The organism is Parachryseolinea silvisoli (genome assembly GCF_021190955.1).
Lineage (GTDB): Bacteria > Bacteroidota > Bacteroidia > Cytophagales > Cyclobacteriaceae > Ohtaekwangia > Ohtaekwangia silvisoli.
This window is the reverse complement of the sequence record NZ_JAIOAO010000002.1, coordinates 1,079,594-1,101,275: the sequence shown is the minus strand read 5'-3', so window position 1 is coordinate 1,101,275 and position 21,682 is coordinate 1,079,594. Positions and strand designations below refer to the sequence as shown.

Here is a 21,682-nt window from a genome sequence, read left to right as displayed (position 1 = left end):
TTTGTTCCCGAATTGACCGAAAATCTATGACCCCCACCCTGGTTGCCACCATCATGGCTGTCTATTTTGGCATGCTGATCCTGATCGCCTACCTCACATCACGCGGCGCCGACACCAACACCTTCTTCACGGGCAACCGCCAAAGCCCGTGGTATCTGGTGGCCTTCGGCATGATCGGCTCGTCCCTCTCCGGTCTTACCTTCATTTCCGTGCCCGGCAAGGTGGGCATTTACGGGTATGGCTATTTCCAGGTGATCATGGGCAACCTCGTCGGCTACTGGCTCATCCTCGGCGTACTCATGCCGCTCTACTATCGACTCAACCTCGTCTCGATCTACACCTACCTGGAGCAACGCCTCGGCACTGCCGCGTACAAAACCGGCGCTTTCTTCTTCGTCGTATCACGCACCATTGGCTCGTCGCTGCGCCTCTACCTGGCGGCCACCGTGCTTCAGCTCTTTCTGTTCGACGAGTGGCACGTACCGTTCTACGTAACAGTCGCCATCACCATCCTGCTCATTTGGGTATATACTTTCAAGGGCGGCGTGAAGACTATCGTGTGGACAGACAGCTTTCAAACACTGTTCCTCGTCTCGGCCGTATGCATCGCTGTGTGGCAGATTTCTTCACAACTCGGCCTCTCTCCCGGCAGCCTGATCGAGACGATTAAGAACAGCAACTACTCCAAAATGTTTTACCTCGACGATCCGAAAGCACCCAGCTTTTTCTTCAAAGAATTTTTGGGCGGCGTCTTTATCACCCTTACCATGACCGGCATGGACCAGGAACTGATGCAAAAAAATCTGACAGTAAAAACACTGGGCGGTGCACAGAAAAACATGTTCTGGTTCAGCCTCATGTCGGTCGCCATGAACCTGCTCTTCCTTACCCTGGGTGCGTTGCTATACCTCTATATGGCCGCCAACCCCGACATCGCGGTGCCCACCTCCAGCGACCACCTCTTCCCCATGCTCGCCCTCGACAAACTGGGCCTGGCCGTAAGCGTATTTTTCCTCTTGGGCATAACGGCATCATCATACGCCAGCGCCGACTCCGCACTCGCAGGCTTGACCACATCGTTCTGCATCGACTTCCTGAATTTCAAGAACAAAGACGAAAAACAAAAGCGCCGGCAGAAGTTCATTGTGCACTTGGGCTTCTCGTTACTCTTTCTGTTGATCATCATTGTATTCAATGAAATCAACAAACAATCCGTAATCGACGCCGTGCTGAAGATCGCCGGCTATACCTATGGCCCCTTACTAGGATTGTTCTCCTTTGGACTGCTCACCAAGCTGCAAGTCCGCGGCAAACTGGTGCCGATAATCTGCGTACTCTCACCCGCCGTAACATACGCCATTGCCACAACCTCAGAAACCTGGCTCGGCGGCTACAAATTCGGATTAGAAGTAATTCTATTGAATGGAACACTGACGTTCCTGGGCCTACTGCTAATCTCACAACCCAAAGAAGCCCGCATAACGGTGTAAAAAGGAAAAGGCTACCTCTTGGACGAAGCAGCCTAAACCCGATTAAAACCAACCCCACTATTTCTTGACATGAGCCCGCTCAGGTAAGCGGAACTTGCATGGTATTATTTCTTAGTATACTGATACTCCTGTATCTTATCCCCTTTCGTCAGGCGTATGATGTAAGTACCATACTGAACACTTCCGAAATCAATCACAACCTTACGTTTCTGCAGTTGCTGAGAAGCCAGCAGATCACCGCTGACATGGAATATCTCCACCGTTGCGCCGACAAAATCTTTCTCTGCTTTGAGAATAAAGAGGCTGCTTTCACGGGCCGCAGGAGGCGCAGGCACCACAGCATCTTTCGCATGTGAACGCTGCACGGGGGCAGCGAAGAAGAGAAGGCCGACAACAAAAACTCTGATGAGGGGTTTCATAGTTAGTGTCTTTTGACAACGGTAATGCGAACGCTGTGCCATGCGCCAATTGGCGCAAATCAGCGTAAATAGCGGGTTGGCCTGAAAATTTTATCCCTTTTTGGGAGCGCGTTTTCTTGCTTTGGGTTTATCGAGGGTGAGTTCGGTCGATGGGTCCCAGAATACGTCGTTGAAGTGCTGAATTTTGTCGTTCACCACCTTCACGCCCTCTTTTTTGAGTCGCGACGCCATGGCGGTGGGCGGTTTAAAGTGAACCTTACCTGTCAACAGCCCGCTGCTATTCACCACGCGGTGGGCAGGAACGTCTTTTGGACAGCCGTGCATGGCCCATCCGACCATCCTCGCACCCGATTTCGCTCCTAAATAGTGTGCGATTGACCCGTAGCTGGTCACCCGCCCAGGCGGTATCAGACGGCATACTTCATACACATCGTCGAAGAAATTGGATGCAGATTGCGTCTTTTTCATACCTGGCATGTCACAAAAACTCGATCTTATTAACTTTACGACCTTTAAATAAGCAAACTAGATTCTTGTGAAGCAATCCGCTCTTGTTCTTTTTCTGTCTCTGTGCTGTGCTGCTGCGTTTGGACAGTCTTCGCATTTGATCTTTCCTGACTCGACTGGCTGGAATGTGCTGGACGAAAACCGCGAGCTGCGCTTCCAGGTAAAATCTCACGCCACTGCCACAAAATATTTCACCCTCGACGGCGCCGATGGTCTCGGCATCCAGTTCGACTCGCTTGGCAATTTCTATTGGAGACCCTCCTACGACCTCGTAGATCGTGTGAGCCTTCAAAAAGATTTCTCCGTAATCTTCCAATGCGCCTACAGCGACGGCAAGCGCGACCGAAGAACGATAACATTCACCGTCCGCCACATCAACCGCCCGCCAGTAGTGGAAGAGTTGCCTGTCTTCTACGTCAAGCAGGCCAGCCCCAACACCTTCCAGGTGGCCGGCGAGTATGTATACGACCCCGACGGCGACCCGCTGGTGTTTCGTTCCATTCAATCACAGATGCCGGAAGGTTCTTCGTTGTCATCGCTTGGCCAGCTGACCTGGACACCCTCGCGCAGCCAGTTCGCCGGCCTTCGCGGCAATCCGCTCACGCTGGAGTTTGTCGTCCAGGATCAACCCGACAAAGCAGAAACGAAGGGCCGCATCAAAGTAGCCCAGACCCAACAAGACCTGCCCCCGGATATTTTGGTGGTACCCGTCGATACACTGTTCTCCATTAAAGAAGACGAAACCCTCAACCTGAAGATTTATATCTCCGATCCCAACGGCGACGATAACGTACGCAACGTAGGCTTCGTCTCCAGCGACAAGCGCGTGCCCGCGTCGGCATTGAAAGAAAACACTGCCCTGCAGTCCGAGTTTACCTGGACACCGGGCTACGATTTCGTAGACGACGCCCAGGTATCGCGCACAATAGAGCTGGTATTCTTCGTGCTCGACAAGTCCAACAACCGGACGCAAAGAAGGATTCGCATCAAAATCGCCGATACCGAAAACCTGATTAAGAAGGATGCCCACCTGTTCCAGAAATACCGCACCAACCTGGTAGACGCCATGATTCTGATCCAACAGCTGGATGCCAATCAAAAGAAACTGAACGCCGACTACAAGTCTGCCAAAAAAGGCAAAAAGCACCGCTCTATCGTCAATGCCTCACTGGGTGCCGTGACGGGTTTTACACCGGCGATGGTAGACAATGCAGATCAGTCGAAGATTGTGTCGGCTGTGGGCGGGACGACGGTGTTGACCATGGGTACGCTGGAGGCCACTGAAGTAATCGGCCGTTCGAAAGACGCCATCCTGGAGAAGATTAAGATCAGCATCGATATCCGGAACCGCATTCAGTCTTCGGGCGACGAGTTTGCGCGCCGTTATTCGCTGAAATCGGAGCGTCGGAAACCGGATTTTGATAAGGAGATCGAAAAACTACGCGCCATTTTGAACGACCAGCGCATTGTGCTGCTGGAACTGGACGCATATCACAAGAACGTAGCCAAGGTCGACGATCGTGACATCAAAAAGACGTTTGTCGACTTCGCGGACGAGGAGAAATAGGGCTGTTTAGTACAGAAAAAGAAAAAAGGCAGCTTTTTTGCCAAAAAGGCAGAAACTGCTACCTTTGCCATCCTTAAAATAAACCGGTACACAGAGGAGTGGTAGAGCGGTTTATTGCACCGGTCTTGAAAACCGGAGACCGTAACAGGTCCGGGGGTTCGAATCCCTCCTCCTCTGCAGCCTCAACAACTCAAAGCCCCAGCTCCGCTGGGGTTTTTGTTTATCGGCTGGCCGTAAGCGCCTCATTTCAATGAGGACAGCCGATAAAACAAAAAATGAGCGTCAGCGAACTTTGAGTTGTTGAGACTGACACGTTCCCTCGCCCCCCGCCACACAAAGCGCTCGTGGTAAAAAGCCCGCAACAGAATCTGCAACGCCCCGTTTAATCCCCCTATACGCTACTCCCGAAGCTTCCAATGAGCATCGAAGTCTATTTCATCAATCTCGCACTCGGCACCCCGGTCTATTTCTTTTTGCGCTGGCTCCTCAAGCGATTTATAGAAGTCGATCACCGCCGAATACAAATCACATGGATCGCAACGATACTCCTCACACCATTACTCTACATTTCAATCGGAATAATCTGGATACTTAGCATCAGCTATTATCCATCGCGAGAATTCAACCGCCAACAGTGGCTAAACGATCAGGAAAAGCGCTTCGAACTCTCAAAAGATTTAATCGAGAGCGAAGTCTTGCTAGGCAAGACGAAGCCCGAAATTCGGCGCTTGCTTGGGGATGAAGGAAATACAGGTCAAGGTAACCACTGGAGCTATTACCTGGGTTTTCGCCCGCAGTTGCTGAAAATAGATCCCGATGTGTTAATAGTTGAATTCAGAGATGGAATCGTTGTTCGTGTTGAGCAACATGGAACGTAATGCAAGAAAATAGTAGGTACGTCCAAATCTCCTGCATCAAAAAGTCGAGGATTTCCTTCTAGCTAAACTGAATATCTCTTCTCTGAAATCAGGAACTATCGCAATACGCGACCTCCGCCATTGGAGAATCCATGAAAAAGAAATCGATTACTGCTGGCGGCTGATAAATGTAGCTCCGTCACTTAGCGATTGGTATTGTTTGTTTGCACTAAAATCCAATGAGACGATTTTTTTTGGGTGGGAGGAGCGGTAATCCAGAGGAGTTGTTGTTCTGCTTTTGAAGGCTTCATAACCGTCTGCGATCAACTCCAGAACAGCGGGGTCGTTGCTTATCCACCCATATCTTAACATCATGGCACGCAGCGACTCAGCGTCAGGGTTGTAAATAAGCGTCTTCGAGGCCAACTGCTCGTGAGAAGTCTTAAAATCGCCGCAGTATTCGTAAATATAATCCTCAAGATCCGGGTATAATCCGTCCATGGCAGTGTATCGTTCGTCGCACAAGTATACGAAGTAGTCATGGCATTGAATCAAGCGACCAGCAGTAAACAAACCGTCAACTGAAATCGTACACGATGGTCGCCACGCCTTCACCGGTCAATTCAACTGTAATACCAGGCTCTATCTGGTCCCAGGTTCCTCCGGCCAGCCCACAGCCTATCCGGGGCATGTGCACAGAGGCATTTATTTGCCTGGCAAAAACACTGACCTTTTCCAGCCCCCTTCTAATAGCCTCGTACCGGACAGGCGGCGTGCCATCCTTCCCTCGCTTAACATCGCGTTGACCAACCAGGTTGGCAACCCAAATCGTGGATTCTACCTGCACAAACTGGACTTCTCCCAGTTCAAAATTTTCCTTACTGCTGGCCCACGCACGGTACTTGTTCTCCGGATCTTTCCATCTCTCTGAAATAGCCATGACAAAGCCCTTCCCCCAACCTCCAACGTCGTTGCATACATGTACAATGATCTTATTACCATCGCCAATCGGCTCGGTCGCATCGCCAGTTATGTACTTTATTTCCATTTTCGATCAAAGCTTTATCTGTGTACGCAAATATACTAGTCTGACACCATCGCCAAAAATCACTTCAGCCGCAACCTATTTGCGCACATTGCTGCGTAAAGCTTTCCGCGCTGATCAACGACCCTGCTCACGGCAGGTCCAGGTCATTCTCCTTAAGGATTTAGTTATTCAGGATATCCCAGGTTCATTGCTATTCGTCCTCAGGGTGCATAAATTTGAAACTCGTTCTTATACTGCCTCCAACTGACCGCCCTAGCAGCGATCCCGCGAAGAAGATTTAAAACGTATTAATTAGTTTAGAAACCCAGAATACAGAATGATCCCGTCAGAAATTATTGACTTCATCGAAACCGTTGAAATCCAGGGAGACATAGGCTTGTATATAAATTCCCTTCGACGGGAGGGTGAAGAGCTAATTTTTGAGGTCTGTGTCGATACGGGAAGTCCCAGCATTGCCAACCGGAGCTGGACTATCACCACAAAGAACTTACGAAAATCAGAAATCAATATGGATTGGGGCGGATCGATTACGCTTGAAGAATCGCATTGTTTACTTTCTGAATTTAATCAACTTCAGTCCAGTTTGTATTTTGAAGGTGACGCTGCAAATCCGGAGGTGATTTTTCACAAACTCTACAGAATTCATGGGAAAAAATACGGGGACTGGATTCGGTTTGGTTGTTACTTTAACGGAGGATTGGACTTAGTAAAATTATTGTCGTCTAGAAACGGGTTGCTCGCGCAGGGGCCTAAAGATATTTTGGAGGCCTATGCTCGTGTTTTAACAACGCCTGGTATAATTACCAATTTTGTATTGGATAGAGCACCAACAAAAATGGAATGGAGCAAGCTATGAGCCTGAGAGTAAAAATCTAAAAGTCCTGACTGTAGGGCGAAGCTTTTTTGTTGCCGATCATTTTGAGTTTTTTGAGGCCCCTACTACCGGGAAATGAATTAGAAGAATTTAGCCATGAAACAATGCCCAATTTGCTTTACTGGACTACAACCCCGCGACATAGTTTCAATCGGCATGTTTCAGTAATTGACTTGATACGGGATTCTGTCAGTGAATTTGTTTCGATCAAGGCAATTTTTTATGTAGCATTCTCCGACGTGAACAACGCCATTGAAGTGATCAGTAGCGGAAAGGCGTCGATGCGGCTGGTGTTGGCTGCACAGTAGATCAACCGGTTTTTCTGTCACACTATACACGCAGATGATCTGGTCTCCAATGCTGTATAGCCCGTTTGATGGCATCTGGGGAGAGATTTTCGCTCAGTGCGCGATTGACAAGCGCTGGTAGTTCGGCATCTGAAGCAAAGCGTAGTGCAAACAACTGGCTTAGCGAAAGTCTATCTTCCAATGGTTCTAGCCGCTCGTGGGTAAGCAGGTAATACCGGAATCGAAGTTCCAGTCGCACGATACGATTCTGGTTCGTCAGCGCGTAATGCTGGCGAAGCATAAATGCTACCATGATCATCAGCGCGCAAATTGCCGTTAATCCGGACCATAGCAACGCATGCTCGGGGTCAATAAAAATAAACCAGCCGCAGGTCAGACAGACAAAAAAACTCAGTGGATAAAAAACGAAGTGATGCGGCGTATAATAGCGCACATGATGTTGATAATCTTGTTTTTTCATAGCGAATCGATAACGGGTTATCCAAAATCGTTCAGCGATGCCGTTAATTTAATCAGCGCGTTATCGATAGCCTTTTCATAGGTGTCGGACTGGTCAGTAACAGCAATCGGTTTTCTATTTTCCAGCCTAATTTCCAGTTTGCATTTTTTAGTGTTGACACCGGTATGGGCAGGGTCTTCATCTGAAAGATGCGCATCGAGATGTGTAATAACCTCGCGGAACGGTTCCAGTGCCGACTCAATCTTATAGATATAAGAATCAGCGGATTTCTTGCCTCCATTGGCACTTTTCTCTGTATGGAATTCAATTTTCATTTTCACATGATTGATCACTACTGAAACCGGAAATTATCATGCCACGGCAATTTGCGCGTGCATCGCGGCAGCGAGCCACCTGAAAACAGCCCATCCAGTACAATATATTGCTTCTGTACCTGCCAGGCGGAGAGTAAAACGCGCCCGTTTTAACGAATTGTTGATTATTTTTTGGTTTGGATCAACGACGTGTCGAGCATGGGATTAACTATGGCAGGAGTTAGAACTACCGTATACAATTTTGGCTAAGCTGCAAAGCCGCAGGGACTTTAGCGAGGGTTAAGTTATGGAATGGTAAGCTGATTAAATCCCTTCCAGGGTAGCGGCTCCTCCCAGTTCTCCGGCGATTCGATCAGCTTCCCCGCTTTATTCCATGTCCAGTAGTAATGTTCGCCCGGCACTATTCCATCCTGGATCAGTTCTTCTCGTACATAGTGCACCTTTAATACTTTTCCGCTACGACCAATATCAGCGTATAGCGAATGGTGTAGTGCAGGCCATTGTACCGGTCCCTCAATAGTCCAGTAAAACGCTCGTTCGATCACAATTCCGCCTTCATCATAGTCTATACTACCGTTGCCAAATTCGAGCGAAGCAATTCGGCCATTGCCATGCCAGGTGTAGGTTGTGTCTTTCGTAACCCGGCGTTGTAGTTGTCCATTTGTATTATATTCTTCGTCATATAAAACCTGGGTAATCGACTCCTCTTCATTTTTTGGCTTGCTTTCACTGCGGGATAGGGACGGGTAACTTCTTTCCAGGGATCTTTTATAAAGGCGTCGATTATCGTGAAGTGCAAATACTTTTTGATACGTCGTATCTCCAACCGTGTACGTTGCCATTCTTCTCTTTAACGTGCCATCGGCAAACCAGGATTCGGTTGTGTCGTTCCGGGAAAAGTATGAAAGCCGCCCAGACGAATAAAAAACCTTTCGCCATAAGGGAGATTTTTCTTCATAAAGCTCGCGTTCACGGTACATCTCTATTGCCTCAATACCTCCGTCCTTAAAGAAAGTCATCCAACGACCTTCTTTGAATCCGTAACGATTGGTGCGATTGATTTCCTGTCCATTGTATAATTCGCTCGTCGGCTTAACAACCTTGTAATGATCGTTCGAGATTTCAATTTTCTTTTCGTGGAAGTAGGTTTCGTATCCGGCGGCGGGAAGGCCGACTATTCTATATTCAATGGAAAAACAACAATCGCATGCACACGAGTCGGGTGATTCGCCTGTGTACGACAATAGAAATAGCTTATTGTCCTTAAAATCGACTTGTGGCCTAAAGCCGTAGGTGGCGCAGCACGATTCCCGAAAGCTGACTGTCAGGGACGTTATTCCGTCCCCCACCTTGCTTTCTGTGATGCGGTTTATGAGCCGGTAGGGATCATATGTCTGATCGCATTGCCCCGCATTCCATTCCACTAATGCTACCGGCTTATTCCTTTCGGCTTGTTTACAGGAAAAAAGACTTGTCCATACGATTATAGCCTGCAATGCACATATGATTAGGCCTGACATATTTGCCATAAACTCTGATAGATGAGACGTTGCCCAATTTCTAACATTCTATTATTTCAATAGTGTTAAACTCCCGACCTCGAAAACCTCCCTTTTTCGGCTTTCCACGGTGTAATATCGCAAATATGCTTGCCCCTACAAAAGGAAACAAATCGATTACTTTCACGTTTGTTGATTCGTTTTCACGGTTCTACGTATTGATTTAAATTAAAGGGCCGAACCGGCCTCGGGTCCTACCCATATACATCAGTAGCTTAAATTGCATCAAAGAGTTTGCATCGACTGGCAGTTGTTCCTGGCGTATATTTATCCATTTTCCCGTCACGAATGTCTCCTTAGTCTACCAGCAGCGATTTGAGAAGACCTGGCTTTCGATAGCCCTGGAGATCTTCGGGTGTCACAATATCATCGCCGTTTTTGATGTGCAGCATGTACCGGATGCCCAGGTCGGAGGCGGTCCATTGAAATTCGCGGTTGATCAACACATAGTCGTTCTTTTCAGAATGTTTCGGAAATAGTGCTGCTTTGGATTTGCCCGTTTGAGCATCGAAGAATTCAATGACGCCATAGCGGCTGCAAACCACGAAGGTCTTTCCATTGGGAGATACCATGAAGTCCTGCTCACTCTTGAGAAACTCCGGAACAAACGTCACCTGGCGGACAGCCATCATCGTGTTGAGATCATATATTTCTACGGTGGTACCACTCCATAGATAGAGTTGATTTTTGCTATCCAGCACAGCTTTCTCGGGACGGCCGCTGGTGATGGGGATTTCGTTCTCTACCTTGAATGTTTTGAGGTTGAAGACGACGATGCTTTTATATTCGGTCTGGTAGTGATTGTGTTGGTATAGGATAACGGCATCGTCGGTATACACCAGTGGCTGGGCCGGAAAAGTAATATGACGCGAGGAATCGATAATCGATTGCAGCGTAATGTCCTGGCCGCGGTCGTACGAGTAGAGAAGGATATCATCTACCGATGTGAATTCGTAAGTTGGATAACCGGTTGATGAACGTTCGGCCATATTGTCCCAAACCGTTGTGGATGGTTCTTTGATGCTCGATACGCGGATATACTGACCCCCCAGGGTTTGATCATAGACAGCAGTGACCGCGTATTTCAGCAAAGGACTGACGTCGGCGGCGTCAGTTTCGAGTAGGCGGGTATTATCTGCTACGCTAAACACATAGCGGTAGACTACATTGTCTGCCGGATTGCGCGCAGTGGCCATCATCCATTTTTTATGATAGGAGAAGCGGCCATTCGACAGACTCCCTGGCATCCACGGCTGCTCAAGCTGGTCTGTTTCAAGATCGAAAGACTTTACAAACCCGGTTTGTATAAACATGAACTTTTTATTGTCAGGACTCATCTCCGCGCCCCACAATACAGAAGGTGTCTCCTGCACGACGTTCTCGATGGTACGGGTATCGATGTTGATGCTTTTTATGTTGTCTGTTCCGGTACCGTAATCGCATTCTATTGTGGCAATCGTGTTCTGATCGGGTAGGAGATCGAACACCACTTCGGGATCCACGAAGTGGCCGATATGCTGGTCTATGCTTCCATCCGGCTTATATATCATAATACCATCGCTAAACCCGACGATCACATGTTTGTCGTTGGCTGTAAATTTTGCCCGAAGAACCTGCGTGTAATCATCGTGCGAGCGGTAGATAATATTTCCGGTCTCCAGATTCCAAAAGACAGCCTCGCCGTACAAAGACTTCTCGCGGTTGCGCGGCATAGCGCCTACCACGGTGCGGTTATCCTGCGAAATGTCCAGCGAATAGATGTTGGCCGAAGCGCCCTTCAACGTCTTCTGTACGGTGCCGGTATGAATATCCAGCACGTGAATGGTCGAGTCGTGGGTACTGGCGAGCAGAACGTTTTTGTTCGCGGCGACGCTCACAACAGATGCGCCCGCCGGGAGCGCAAAGCGCTTTTGAATGGTATAATCGTTAGCGTCCAGAACATACAGGGAGCCCCAGCCTGTACCGAGCAGCAGCTGTTGTCTATCGCGACTGAACTCCATCGCCGTAATGTTACTATCCGGCACCTTCACTACCTGTATGACATCGCCGGTCCGTTTTTCGCGAACATCAATGGCACCGGAATTGGATAATACAAGCACATTTTGACTATCGTTGGCAAACAGGATTACTTTGGCGGGCCGCTGATACGAAAACTTATCTACCTGGTGCGGATATTCATACGGAAATGAGCCTGCTACAATACCATCCGACAACTGATACACGAGGATAGCTGTTTCATTCGCTAGCGCAGCTTCTTTCCCCGTCGGGCTGAGGGCAAGATCCACGGAGGTACCGAACGAGGTGTCGTTATGTAAAATGATTTTATCGCCCGAGCCAAGATTGGGGCCACATGAAGGGAGAATTAGCGATGTAACACTTACGAAAAATAGAAGGAGCGTGCGATAGAAATATTTCATGACCGGCTGTAGTGTAGGTCTTCCGAGAAATGGGGTTATATACACCCCTGGAAGGCCCCAAAGCCGAACATCGGAATATTCGGTAATATAAACAAACGATGCTCAGTGCCGTCATGTAAGATAGAGAAGCATTTTGCCGGAAATTAGTTGCTTAAAAGAGACCGACGGCATTCCGCTGAACTCTTAATTGCAAATTGAAAAAAAGAAAAACATCTACTGTTATCAGATCTTCGGAACAAAGGATACAAGGATTCGAAACTTAAATCCATCTAGAATTTGAATGCACGAGTAAGCGACCGACTTTAAGTTTCGTAAGCAATTAGCGCTGGATATTTAAGGCAAAAACAACAATTCTAGGAAACTTGTAAATATCTTTTCATCATTTAATTGTCATGATTAAGCCGATCATTTATCACAGCTATTCCGAAAAACAAGCCATAGACGAGGCTGTTATTGCGAATGTTCCGGCTGAAAAAAGGCTTGCCATTTCCCAGGCTCTCATGGACATTTTCCATGAATCATTTAAGAATCGGACTGGTAAAGCTTCCAAAATCCAAAAACCGCCTCTGGCAAATGATCGCCAGTGACGTACAGGCCGTAAACGAAAAATTGATCAATCGGACATCGTGGAACTTGACAAAATTCGTCATAAGCGCGGAAAAGGGCGATCCCGCTGAAAGACCACGACAAAAGTAAATGAAGCGGTGCCCTTGATCCACCCTTCCTTTTCACTGCCCATAAGATTTCCATGTACTGAATTTCGGCCTACGAAGCTCTGACCTTGGACAAAAAACGTATCTTTAGATCAGACTTGCGGCATCGCGAAATGCGCCGCGGAAATTGGTGAGTCATTTACTGGCTTTGAAATAAAACATTGGTAATAAGCAGTTTGCAGGACGGGTTACAGAACCTCCTCCTCTGCTGCCTCAACAAAGGGATCATGTCTCATAATCTCTCTTCCTCTGCCAGATTCAATATCAAATCATTCAAAAGACTGCAAATCATCAAAACAGATTTGAAGTGCACTTCTACTTTTCAAGAAAACCAAGAAAAATAGCCACGCAGCGACGATGAGACCCCACTAAATGGAACGCAAGCCCTCGCTTATTCTCAATACACTCCACTCCTGATTTTTTCAAATTCAGGATTCACCTGATTTTCCCCCAGTCACCGAGCTGTACCTTTACAGGTTAGGTAAATTCATTTCCATAGATGAAAAAATATTTACTGATTGGGGTGGCCTGGCTGTCGATCGTGCATGCCATCCACGCCCAGAAGCTCGTTTTCAAGTATAAAAACATGTCTTCTACACAGGGTCTTTCCGTAAATAATGCTACGTGCGTCTTACAGGACCGGAAAGGATTTATCTGGATTGGTACCCGCGACGGATTGAATAAATACGATGGGTATACCTTTACAATATACCGACGCAATCATGAGGATTCTACCAGTATCGGTGGAAACTTTATCTTGTCCGTGAAAGAAGACCAGCAAGGCAATTTATGGATCGGTACATACGATGGTGGTCTGAGCAAATACGAATGGAAGAGCGATAAATTCATTCGCTATGTAAATAATCCCCAGAATCCCAACAGCCTTAGCCATAACTCAGTCCAGAGCGTTTTGGTCGATAAGCAGGATAATCTATGGATCGGTACCAAAGGTGGATTGGACCTGCTGGATACAAAAAAGAATCAATTTATTCACTACCAACACCATTCCGGAGATCCAGGTAGCCTGGCCCATAATGATGTTTACGCCCTGCTGGAAGACAAGACCGACCATTTGTGGGTGGGAACCGGAAAAGGAGGCCTGGATCAGTTTGACCGGAAAAGAAACAGGTTCATACATTTTCAAAACGATCCGGCCAATGTACACAGCATCAGTCAAAACGCTGTCCTTTCTATCTATGAAGATCGCGAAGAAAATCTCTGGGTTGGAACCGATTCTAAAGGCTTGAACCTGCTGGACCGGAAGACGAATACCTTTACCCGTTTCCAGCACGAACCCGATAACCCCAATAGCTTGTCGCATAATACAATTCTTTGTATTAACGAAGATGACAAGGGGTATTTATGGCTAGGCACAGAGAATGGCGGCCTGAACCTTTACAATAAAAAGAAGAAGCTGTTTTACCGGTATATGCAAGACGACAAAGATCCGTTGGGTATCAGCGCCAACTCCTTCGAGGATATTTACAAGGACAATAAAGGGAATCTATGGCTGTCTACCTTTGGCGGCGGCGTCGATTTCCTGGATCAGGAACCGGCTAAATTTGCCAGCTACAAAAAAGAACCCAACAACAGCAATAGCCTGAGTCATAACAACGTCAATACTTTTACGGAAGACGACAAAGGCCAGCTCTGGATCGGCACCGATGGCGGCGGCATTACGGTGTTCGACCGGAAGAATAATACCTTTCGTCATTATCGCCACCAATCAACGCCCACCAGTCTCCCCAGCGATGTAGTCTTAACGATCCGACAAAGCCGCGACAAAACGTTTTATATAGGGATGTACCGGGGGGGTGGATTCAGCCGGTTGACAAATCCCGAAAGCGGAAAGTTCTATACTTTCCCTGTGGATACTGCCGGTAACAGTGGCATCGCCGGTGACAATGTCCTTGCCTTGCTGGAAGATAAGAAAGGAAATTGGTGGGTGGGCACGTCCCTGGGCGGGTTGAACTATTACGATAAAAGCAACAGCACCTTTATTCATTATCTGCCAGATCCCAAGGACGCACAGCGTATCAGTTCGATGAACATCAGTACTCTTTTCCAGGACGAGAACGAAAATTTATGGATCGGAACCATGGGCGGCGGACTAGATCTCCGGAACAAAGACACCTACCGGTTTACGCATTACAAACACGATGATAATGATCCCCGGAGCTTGAGCAATAACAGGGTCCTTGCCATCTACAAGGATAAAAAGAAAAATTTATGGATAGGAACCAATAATGGATTAAACCTTTTCCATCCGGATACCCAAACCTTTACGCACTACTTCCTGAAGGATGGTTTGCCCAGCAACGTCATTCAGAGCATTTTGGAAGACAGCCATGGAAATTTGTGGATGGGCACGAATAACGGGATTTCCTGTTTCAACCCGGTTGCTAAAACCTTCCGGAACTATGAATTAAATGATGGGTTGCAGGGCCCCAACTTCAACCGCGGGGCATACCTTAAAACACGGAAGGGAGAGATGCTCTTTGGCGGCTCCCGGGGATTTACTATTTTTCATCCGGATAGTATTCGCATCAATCCATTTATCCCGCCAGTCTTTATAACCGACTTCCAGATCTTTAACAAATCGGTAAAACCCTCGGAAAAAGATTCGCCGCTTAAAAGCCATATCAACGACGCCCGGGAATTGACGCTCTCCTATAAACAATCTGTATTTTCTTTAGACTACGCCGCGTTGAATTATACGCTCCCTGAAAAAAGCCGTTATGCCTATATCTTAGAAGGTTTTGATAAGGGGTGGAATTACGTGGGTACGCAACGGAAAGCCACCTACACCAACCTGGATCCGGGTGAGTATACCTTCCGGGTAAAAGCCACGAACAACGACGGGGTATGGAACGAAAAAGGTACATCCATCAAGATCTACATTACACCTCCGTACTGGGCTACGTGGTGGTTCCGAATGCTGATGGTCGCCGGCATTACCGGATGTATCTATACATTTGTGAGGAACCGGATCAACACGATCAAACAGCAACGTGTTCTACTGGAAGAAAAAATACGGCAAGGTACGGCGGAGATCACGAAACAGAACGAAGAGCTTCAACGCCAACGGCAAGAAGCAGAAAAAGCACGGCAAGAAGCCGAGGAGGCAAACAAAGCAAAAAGCGTTTTTCTCGCAACCATGAGTCATGAAATACGAACGCCTATGAATGGCGTGATCGGCATGGCGTCGTTACTGGCCGAGACGTCGCAGACCAGCGAGCAGCAAGAGTATACAGAAACCATTAAAAGTTGTGGAGAAAGCTTGCTTACGGTAATCAATGATATCCTCGATTTTTCAAAGATAGAGTCCGGAAAAATGGAGCTTGAAGAAAAAGACTTTGACTTGCGGACTTGCATTGAAGAGGTGTTGGATGTTTTTGCCACCAAAGCGGTAAAGGTCGGTTTGGATCTTATCTACGAAATCGACTATAATGTACCGTCCCAAATTATTGGCGACGTTGTAAGGCTTCGGCAAATTATACTTAACCTGGTTAGCAATGCCGTCAAGTTCACCCATAAGGGAGAAGTTTTTGTGGGGGTCCATTTGCTACATGCACAAGGCCATGCGATCGAGCTTGGCTTCGAGGTTCGCGATACGGGTATAGGTATTCCGAAAGATAAGATCAACCAGCTGTTCAAAGCATTCTCCCAGGTTGACTCATCCACAACTCGTAAATACGGCGGTACAGGCTTAGGCCTGGTCATTTGCGAAAAACTGGTTGGACTGATGGGCGGGAAAATCCTGGTCGAGAGCGTGGCGGACCAAGGCACCACCTTCACGTTCACGATCCGGGCCACTGTAAGCCAGGAGTCTTCCCGCACGTATGTACATCATCACCTGGCGAATATCGAAGGCCGGAAGATTCTCGTTGTCGATGATAACTTTACCAACCGGAGTATTTTCAAAAATCAATTGGAGCAATGGAAATTGATACCTACGTTGGCCGTCTCCGGTGCAGAAGCATTGGAGATCCTTTCGCAGGTTGCAGATTTTGATCTTGTGCTTTCGGATATGCAGATGCCGGAGATGGATGGCATAGACCTGGCCAGGCAGATCCGGAGGAAACAAAAAGGCCTTCCCATTATACTCCTGAGCTCGGTGGGTGATGATAAGACCAAAGAGTATACGGAACTGTTTGCTTCGGTATTGACCAAGCCTGTTAAGCAAGCTATGCTTTTCAAACACATCGTCGCACAACTCAATCCGCAGAAAGGTAAAACGATGGTAGAGGAAACTACGAGCAAGAAAAAATTATCGACTGACTTTGCCAGACAGTATCCTTTGCGCATACTGGTCACCGAGGATAATCCGGTGAATCAAAAATTGGCAGAACGGATACTCACCAAACTAGGCTATAGTCCCGACCAGGCTCTGAACGGCCAGGAAGCGTTGAATGCGCTCGATGCAAAAATCTATGACGTGGTGCTGATGGATGTTCAGATGCCCGTTATGGACGGCCTTGAAGCGACACGACGGATCCGGTTACGAACAGATTCACAACCCCTCATCGTGGCCATGACCGCCAATGCCATGCAAGGCGATCGCGAGATCTGCCTCCAAGCTGGCATGGATGATTATATCAGCAAACCGATTAAGCTGGAAAACCTGGTAGAGCTCCTGGAAAAATGGGCACTACAGATAATGTCCCCCCGTCTCCCCGTTGACCCTCACTGACATCATTCAGTCAATCCCATTATCGATGACGCGTCCCGCTTCAATGAGGATAGGGTACAAAACAAAAAATTGAAATTTGATCAGTTGCCCATCCCTTAGTTAACCGTCTTGCCGTTTTCTACTGCGAGCAGGAAACGTTCAGGAGCTAGATGGAGACATTTTAGTTCTTATCAACACACAAATTTATTTCGGCACCTTCTTTCCATACGTTAAGTATGGAAAGCGAATCAGAAATGTTCTCAGAAGGATTTCCTTTTACTAATACTAAATCAGCTCTCAAACCTTCCGCAATTTGGCCTCTGTCTGTCAAGCTAAATCTTTTTGCTATTACGGAGGTGGCTGATCTTAAAGCATCCGTAGGGCTTAAGCCGGCGTCAACTAATAATTGCATTTCATGATGAACACTTACTCCGTGTGCAAGTCCGCCTAAATGTGGCATTGGAACGGATACATCTGTACCCACAAGAATGTCAACACCTGCATCGAATAAATCCTTCACGTTATTGAAATTATCCTCCATATTGCCAGCGGGAAACGTATTGAAACATGAACACATGGTCATTTTCCAGTCTTCATTTAGTTTATGTTCGACACGTTTATCCTTTGCAACATGACAAGCCGACGTTCCTATTATTGATGAATTAAGTACTAAACAAGGTGTTACAAAAATTCCCTTATCTGCAATAGCTTTGATAAGCTCAGGAGTCCAATCAGGTCTGTCGATAAATAAATGAGCCAGGCCATCAACACCGACATCAACAGCAGTTTTTGCAGCTTCGGCTGTTAAAACATGGGCGATTACTATTTTTCCTAATTTGTGAGCTTCATCAACTGCGGCTCTCATCACTTCTGGCTGTATCATTGGTAAACCTGGAGCATTCATAACCGTTCCTTCTTCAATCATTATTTTGAAGTAGTCCGCACCGTTTTCCATTTGTTGTCTTACAAACTTCACAGCACCATCTTTGGTTGTAACATCCAATTTATTTCCATCTTCACTTTTTCTTTCTTCGAATGAAGCAATGAATTCCTGCTTTTCTTCCTCAGTCATTTTCTCCATCTTCTTCAAGATGAAGCTTGGAATACCCTCCTCTTTGGGAATTAATTCATCGGGATGTCCACCCGGTGCTGTTAACGCCATGCCAGATGAACGAACATCGGCGACATTAAACTTGTCCTTTAGTTGTAATTCACGACCTTTCTTCGTCATGCCACCTTGCATTTCTAATTCGGTGGTTACTCCAAACAGTATGGCATCTCTCAATGAGTCCTCAGATGTATGAACATGTGCATCTATTAATCCAGGAAGTAATGTGCACCCTCTTCCGTCTATAACTTCAGCACCAATTGGTACTTCATTTGAAATAGAAATAATTTTACCATGCTGAAAGACTACGTTCTTTTGCCCTAGCATTTTAGTGCCGTCAAACACATGTACGTTGACAATTGCTGTTCTTTTAGTTTGCATCATTTTAGGATTCAAAATCTATGATGCAAGATTATTTCTATTGTAGGGTAGAAAATTGGATAAATCGGTCGTTTTGATTTTTCCTCAATTCTTTGGGTAATGCACCAGAAAGTTTTTTCACTTCTCTGATAAAATGAGATTGATCCGCAAATTTTTGTTGTGGAAATATCTTGCCCTTTTTTATATGCTTAAAAGAAGCTCGAAAGCGAAGGATGTTGCAATATGCTTTTAATGAAAGTCCAAATTGCTGATTGAAATAGCGATTGATTTGCCTGCTGCTCCAAAAAACCTTCCCTGAGAGTTCCTTTACAGTCATTTCTCCATTTGAAGAATAAAGTAGGCCAAACAGTTTTTCTTTTCTACTGTCAATCTCTGAAGGTAAAAGTGATTGAATTATCCGTGTCGCTTTTTTATAGAAAAGGACGAAATCGTTCAATTCTGTTAGACTAACACCCCAGTAGTCGGATGGCAAATTTTGAGCGCTGTTTAATAAGTTAGAAATTGGATTTTTGAATACATATTCTATGGCGAGTAACTTGAAACTAATAACTAACATTATTGTATTGCTTTTAAGAATTACCTCATCGGGATAAGTCTCAATTCCTAAAAGGATAGCCCGAAATGGTCCGTTTCCAGATTTTATAAAAATCAAGTCAATTCTTCCATCAGGTAATACAATAATTTTTTTATCGCTTTCAGACAGGTTTTGCAACAACCAAAAACTTTCTACGAACTCGGCAATCGATTTGTCGGGTTTAACTAATTCGTAATTTAAGTCTCTATTCATGTTGTCTGATCTATAGTTTACGCCAGTTCGGTCCGGTGACATTCCGGTGCGCATGCCTTGCCTTATGCGCAAGGACAAGCTCATCTGGAAGCAAGGTTCATAACATTGCACATACTTGTTTTCTACTTGCTATAGTAAGTCCAATATTTAATTCCATATTATATTTTCTGGTCAATCAAAAATATCTTCTTTTGTTATATTCAATTTCTTCATCCTTGACTCAAGCGTTGTCGGTTTGAGTCCAAGCAATTCCGAGGCGCCGTTCCTGCCGCGAATTCTTCCATTCGCCGTACGCAACACTGAAATTAAATATTCACGTTCCGTGTCATGCTGTTTCTGTTTAACCTCTTGCAATGTTTTGACTGGTCGTAAATGCTCTTCTTTTACTACTGGAACTGCAAACCTGTTTATGAGCGGCTGTGCCCATGCTAAGGTGCTTTGGCCATCATGGATAATGACAGCGCGCTCCACTACGTTCTCGAGTTCCCGGATGTTTCCCGGCCAATCGTAACGCAACAATTCCTCCATCGAACCCTGGCCGATGTTTGTAAAGGGCTTGCCAACTTTTGTACAGAACTTTTTCGCGAAAAAATTCGCCAAAAGAGGAATGTCTTCAATGCGTTCCCGCAACGGCGGCAATTTTATCGGAAATACATTTAACCGATAATAAAGATCAAGACGGAATCTTCCTTCCGAGACCTCCTTTTCTAAATCGCGATTGGTCGCGGCAATTATCCTGACATCGGCCTTTAGCGTGGTCTTTCCCCCAAGACGTTCAAATTCTTTCTCCTGGAGAACGCGTAAAAGCTTAGCCTGCAAATCTGTTGGAAGTTCGCCTATCTCATCAAGAAAAATACTGCCACCGTGAGCAAGTTCAAACTTTCCAATGCGCCTATCTATTGCACCGGTAAATGCGCCCTTCTCATGACCGAATAATTCCGACTCGATAAGATTAGCAGGTAGCGTGGCACAATTCACCTTTACCAGAATTTTTCCTTTCCGCGCTGATGAGTTGTGTATTGACCTCGCAATAAGTTCCTTTCCGGTTCCACTCTCACCCAATATAATGACCGAGGTATCAGTATTCGATACTTGCCTTACCATATCAAAAACTTTTTTCAACGGCGCGCTTTTTCCGATAATTTCATCAAAATTTGCGGCAGTCTTTACTTCTTCCTGTAAGTATCGATTCTCTTGTTTGAGCTGTTCACTAAGTTTTTCGATCTCATCAAACGCTAACAGCCTGTCAAGCGCAAGGGCTAAAGGCTGTTCAAGCCGCTTCACCTGCTGCAGTGAAGAAGCACCATAGCCAGACGAATTCCTGCTATAGAATGTCATCACGAATTGACCACCTTGCGTGAGTTTGAATGCATACACCAGTGCGGATTCAAATTTGAATACTTTTGCAAGTACAAAAGTGAATTGCTTGCCTCTGCTCATTATTTGGAAGTCTTCCGAAACAAAAACGCCCTGCCTAAATATCTCGCTATCAAGGGCTGTCAATATTTCACTCAGGGGCAACGATGTCATTGTTGGAAGATCTGAAACTTTAATCGCCTGATACTCTTCAGCTCCAATGCGGTTGAAACCGCAGAGCTTATGATAATCAGGCGCATTACTTATACCTAGTAGAATGAAATCAAATGAAATATGCGCCTGAAACGTTTTTGCTGCCGATAGCAATTGCTGCTCCCATGTACGTGACGCTGTGAAGATCTCGAGAAGTTCCATTTGTAAATCCTGTTGTCGTCTTAATGCAGACTCAACACTATGGGCATGCTTGTACAAGGCCATCTCAAAGGTCACCAATACATCTTTTTCGCGAAAAGGTTTTAAAATAACTGACTGCGGATTGCTCTCCTTCATTGCTGTTAAAACCGTATCATTCGAATTGGCGGTAAGATAGACGTAAGGAATATTTCTTGCTTTAAGGATATTCGCGACATCAATACCTGTTTTATGCCCATGTAGCATTATATCGAGGAGTACAATATCGGGCGCCGCCTGTCCGACGGAGATATCCGCCTCTTCGAAAGACGCAGCGATGCCAACCACGACATAACCTGCGCGTTCAAGAATTATTCGTAGGTCATTGGCGACAACAAATTCATCTTCGACAATTAATATCCGAAACGCGGATTTTCGATCGCGTTGCTTGTCATCGGTCTCAGTGTTAGACGCCATTTATTTTTTTAGAGGTT

18 protein-coding genes and 1 tRNA gene are annotated in these 21,682 nt (G+C 46.3%); 8 read left to right on the top strand and 11 right to left on the bottom strand.

Annotated elements, in window-relative coordinates; genetic code table 11:
- Positions 1-26 precede the first annotated feature (26 nt).
- Complete coding sequence (locus tag K7P01_RS14490) at positions 27-1,490, top strand: sodium:solute symporter (protein ID WP_267294166.1); 1,464 nt, start codon at positions 27-29, stop codon at positions 1,488-1,490.
- 104 nt (positions 1,491-1,594) lie between these two features.
- On the opposite strand, the gene K7P01_RS14485 is transcribed toward K7P01_RS14490, so the two are convergent.
- On the bottom strand, positions 1,595-1,909 hold the full coding sequence (locus K7P01_RS14485; RefSeq protein WP_267294164.1) for a hypothetical protein: 315 nt from the start codon (positions 1,907-1,909) through the stop codon (positions 1,595-1,597).
- A 90-nt stretch (positions 1,910-1,999) separates the two neighbouring features.
- Complete coding sequence (locus tag K7P01_RS14480; protein WP_267294162.1) at positions 2,000-2,377, bottom strand: MGMT family protein; 378 nt, start codon at positions 2,375-2,377, stop codon at positions 2,000-2,002.
- 67 nt (positions 2,378-2,444) lie between these two features.
- Between K7P01_RS14480 and K7P01_RS14475 the strand changes: the two genes are divergently transcribed.
- The 3 genes from K7P01_RS14475 (at position 2,445) to K7P01_RS14465 (ending at position 4,861) form a co-directional block, all read left to right on the top strand.
- Positions 2,445-3,983 carry a hypothetical protein gene (locus tag K7P01_RS14475; RefSeq protein WP_267294160.1) on the top strand — a complete coding sequence of 513 codons (1,539 nt, stop codon included), beginning with the start codon at positions 2,445-2,447 and terminating at the stop codon, positions 3,981-3,983.
- A gap of 92 nt (positions 3,984-4,075) precedes the next feature.
- Positions 4,076-4,160, top strand: a tRNA-Ser gene (locus tag K7P01_RS14470).
- Positions 4,161-4,399: 239 nt separating this feature from the next.
- Positions 4,400-4,861: a hypothetical protein gene (locus K7P01_RS14465; protein WP_267294158.1), complete on the top strand. Its 462-nt coding sequence runs from the start codon at positions 4,400-4,402 to the stop codon at positions 4,859-4,861.
- Between the two features lie 147 nt (positions 4,862-5,008).
- On the opposite strand, the gene K7P01_RS14460 is transcribed toward K7P01_RS14465, so the two are convergent.
- Positions 5,009-5,341, bottom strand: coding sequence for a hypothetical protein (locus K7P01_RS14460; protein ID WP_267294156.1), 333 nt, complete (start codon positions 5,339-5,341; stop codon positions 5,009-5,011).
- A 76-nt stretch (positions 5,342-5,417) separates the two neighbouring features.
- Positions 5,418-5,888, bottom strand: coding sequence for a macro domain-containing protein (locus K7P01_RS14455; RefSeq protein WP_267294153.1), 471 nt, complete (start codon positions 5,886-5,888; stop codon positions 5,418-5,420).
- Positions 5,889-6,204: 316 nt separating this feature from the next.
- On the opposite strand from K7P01_RS14455, the gene K7P01_RS14450 reads away from it, so the two are divergent.
- Both K7P01_RS14450 and K7P01_RS14445 read left to right on the top strand, forming a co-directional pair.
- On the top strand, positions 6,205-6,744 hold the full coding sequence (locus K7P01_RS14450; RefSeq protein WP_267294151.1) for a hypothetical protein: 540 nt from the start codon (positions 6,205-6,207) through the stop codon (positions 6,742-6,744).
- Between the two features lie 191 nt (positions 6,745-6,935).
- Positions 6,936-7,070, top strand: coding sequence for a hypothetical protein (locus K7P01_RS14445; RefSeq protein ID WP_267294149.1), 135 nt, complete (start codon positions 6,936-6,938; stop codon positions 7,068-7,070).
- Positions 7,071-7,092: 22 nt separating this feature from the next.
- On the opposite strand, the gene K7P01_RS14440 is transcribed toward K7P01_RS14445, so the two are convergent.
- From K7P01_RS14440 to K7P01_RS14425, 4 genes are all read right to left on the bottom strand, one after another.
- Positions 7,093-7,530, bottom strand: coding sequence for a DUF6526 family protein (locus K7P01_RS14440; protein WP_267294147.1), 438 nt, complete (start codon positions 7,528-7,530; stop codon positions 7,093-7,095).
- 17 nt (positions 7,531-7,547) lie between these two features.
- Complete coding sequence (locus tag K7P01_RS14435) at positions 7,548-7,844, bottom strand: HPF/RaiA family ribosome-associated protein (protein ID WP_267294145.1); 297 nt, start codon at positions 7,842-7,844, stop codon at positions 7,548-7,550.
- A 284-nt stretch (positions 7,845-8,128) separates the two neighbouring features.
- Complete coding sequence (locus K7P01_RS14430) at positions 8,129-9,340, bottom strand: hypothetical protein (protein WP_267294143.1); 1,212 nt, start codon at positions 9,338-9,340, stop codon at positions 8,129-8,131.
- A gap of 359 nt (positions 9,341-9,699) precedes the next feature.
- Positions 9,700-11,820, bottom strand: coding sequence for a WD40 repeat domain-containing protein (locus K7P01_RS14425; RefSeq protein WP_267294141.1), 2,121 nt, complete (start codon positions 11,818-11,820; stop codon positions 9,700-9,702).
- Positions 11,821-12,212: 392 nt separating this feature from the next.
- On the opposite strand from K7P01_RS14425, the gene K7P01_RS14420 reads away from it, so the two are divergent.
- Both K7P01_RS14420 and K7P01_RS14415 read left to right on the top strand, forming a co-directional pair.
- Positions 12,213-12,407, top strand: coding sequence for a hypothetical protein (locus K7P01_RS14420; RefSeq protein WP_267294139.1), 195 nt, complete (start codon positions 12,213-12,215; stop codon positions 12,405-12,407).
- A 625-nt stretch (positions 12,408-13,032) separates the two neighbouring features.
- Entirely contained in the window at positions 13,033-17,226 is a 4,194-nt protein-coding gene (locus K7P01_RS14415) for a hybrid sensor histidine kinase/response regulator (RefSeq protein WP_267294137.1), read from the top strand.
- 160 nt (positions 17,227-17,386) lie between these two features.
- Here the strand turns inward: K7P01_RS14415 and K7P01_RS14410 are convergent, their stop codons facing one another.
- From K7P01_RS14410 to K7P01_RS14400, 3 genes are all read right to left on the bottom strand, one after another.
- Entirely contained in the window at positions 17,387-18,697 is a 1,311-nt protein-coding gene (locus K7P01_RS14410; RefSeq protein WP_267294135.1) for a metal-dependent hydrolase family protein, read from the bottom strand.
- A gap of 34 nt (positions 18,698-18,731) precedes the next feature.
- Positions 18,732-19,481: a helix-turn-helix domain-containing protein gene (locus K7P01_RS14405; RefSeq protein WP_267294133.1), complete on the bottom strand. Its 750-nt coding sequence runs from the start codon at positions 19,479-19,481 to the stop codon at positions 18,732-18,734.
- A gap of 171 nt (positions 19,482-19,652) precedes the next feature.
- Positions 19,653-21,665 carry a sigma 54-interacting transcriptional regulator gene (locus K7P01_RS14400; RefSeq protein ID WP_267294131.1) on the bottom strand — a complete coding sequence of 671 codons (2,013 nt, stop codon included), beginning with the start codon at positions 21,663-21,665 and terminating at the stop codon, positions 19,653-19,655.
- Positions 21,666-21,682: the final 17 nt, after the last annotated feature.

Bases quoted from the DNA above. Each gene is read 5' to 3' on its own strand.
- K7P01_RS14490 (WP_267294166.1), top strand. From the start codon at position 27: ATGACCCCCACCCTGGTTGCCACCATCATGGCTGTCTATTTTGGCATG.
- K7P01_RS14485 (WP_267294164.1), bottom strand. From the start codon at position 1,909: ATGAAACCCCTCATCAGAGTTTTTGTTGTCGGCCTTCTCTTCTTCGCT.
- K7P01_RS14480 (WP_267294162.1), bottom strand. From the start codon at position 2,377: ATGAAAAAGACGCAATCTGCATCCAATTTCTTCGACGATGTGTATGAA.
- K7P01_RS14465 (WP_267294158.1), top strand. From the start codon at position 4,400: ATGAGCATCGAAGTCTATTTCATCAATCTCGCACTCGGCACCCCGGTC.
- K7P01_RS14460 (WP_267294156.1), bottom strand. From the start codon at position 5,341: ATGGACGGATTATACCCGGATCTTGAGGATTATATTTACGAATACTGC.
- K7P01_RS14455 (WP_267294153.1), bottom strand. From the start codon at position 5,888: ATGGAAATAAAGTACATAACTGGCGATGCGACCGAGCCGATTGGCGAT.
- K7P01_RS14450 (WP_267294151.1), top strand. From the start codon at position 6,205: ATGATCCCGTCAGAAATTATTGACTTCATCGAAACCGTTGAAATCCAG.
- K7P01_RS14440 (WP_267294147.1), bottom strand. From the start codon at position 7,530: ATGAAAAAACAAGATTATCAACATCATGTGCGCTATTATACGCCGCAT.
- K7P01_RS14435 (WP_267294145.1), bottom strand. From the start codon at position 7,844: ATGAAAATTGAATTCCATACAGAGAAAAGTGCCAATGGAGGCAAGAAA.
- K7P01_RS14425 (WP_267294141.1), bottom strand. From the start codon at position 11,820: ATGAAATATTTCTATCGCACGCTCCTTCTATTTTTCGTAAGTGTTACA.
- K7P01_RS14420 (WP_267294139.1), top strand. From the start codon at position 12,213: ATGATTAAGCCGATCATTTATCACAGCTATTCCGAAAAACAAGCCATA.
- K7P01_RS14415 (WP_267294137.1), top strand. From the start codon at position 13,033: ATGAAAAAATATTTACTGATTGGGGTGGCCTGGCTGTCGATCGTGCAT.
- K7P01_RS14410 (WP_267294135.1), bottom strand. From the start codon at position 18,697: ATGATGCAAACTAAAAGAACAGCAATTGTCAACGTACATGTGTTTGAC.
- K7P01_RS14405 (WP_267294133.1), bottom strand. From the start codon at position 19,481: ATGAATAGAGACTTAAATTACGAATTAGTTAAACCCGACAAATCGATT.
- K7P01_RS14400 (WP_267294131.1), bottom strand. From the start codon at position 21,665: ATGGCGTCTAACACTGAGACCGATGACAAGCAACGCGATCGAAAATCC.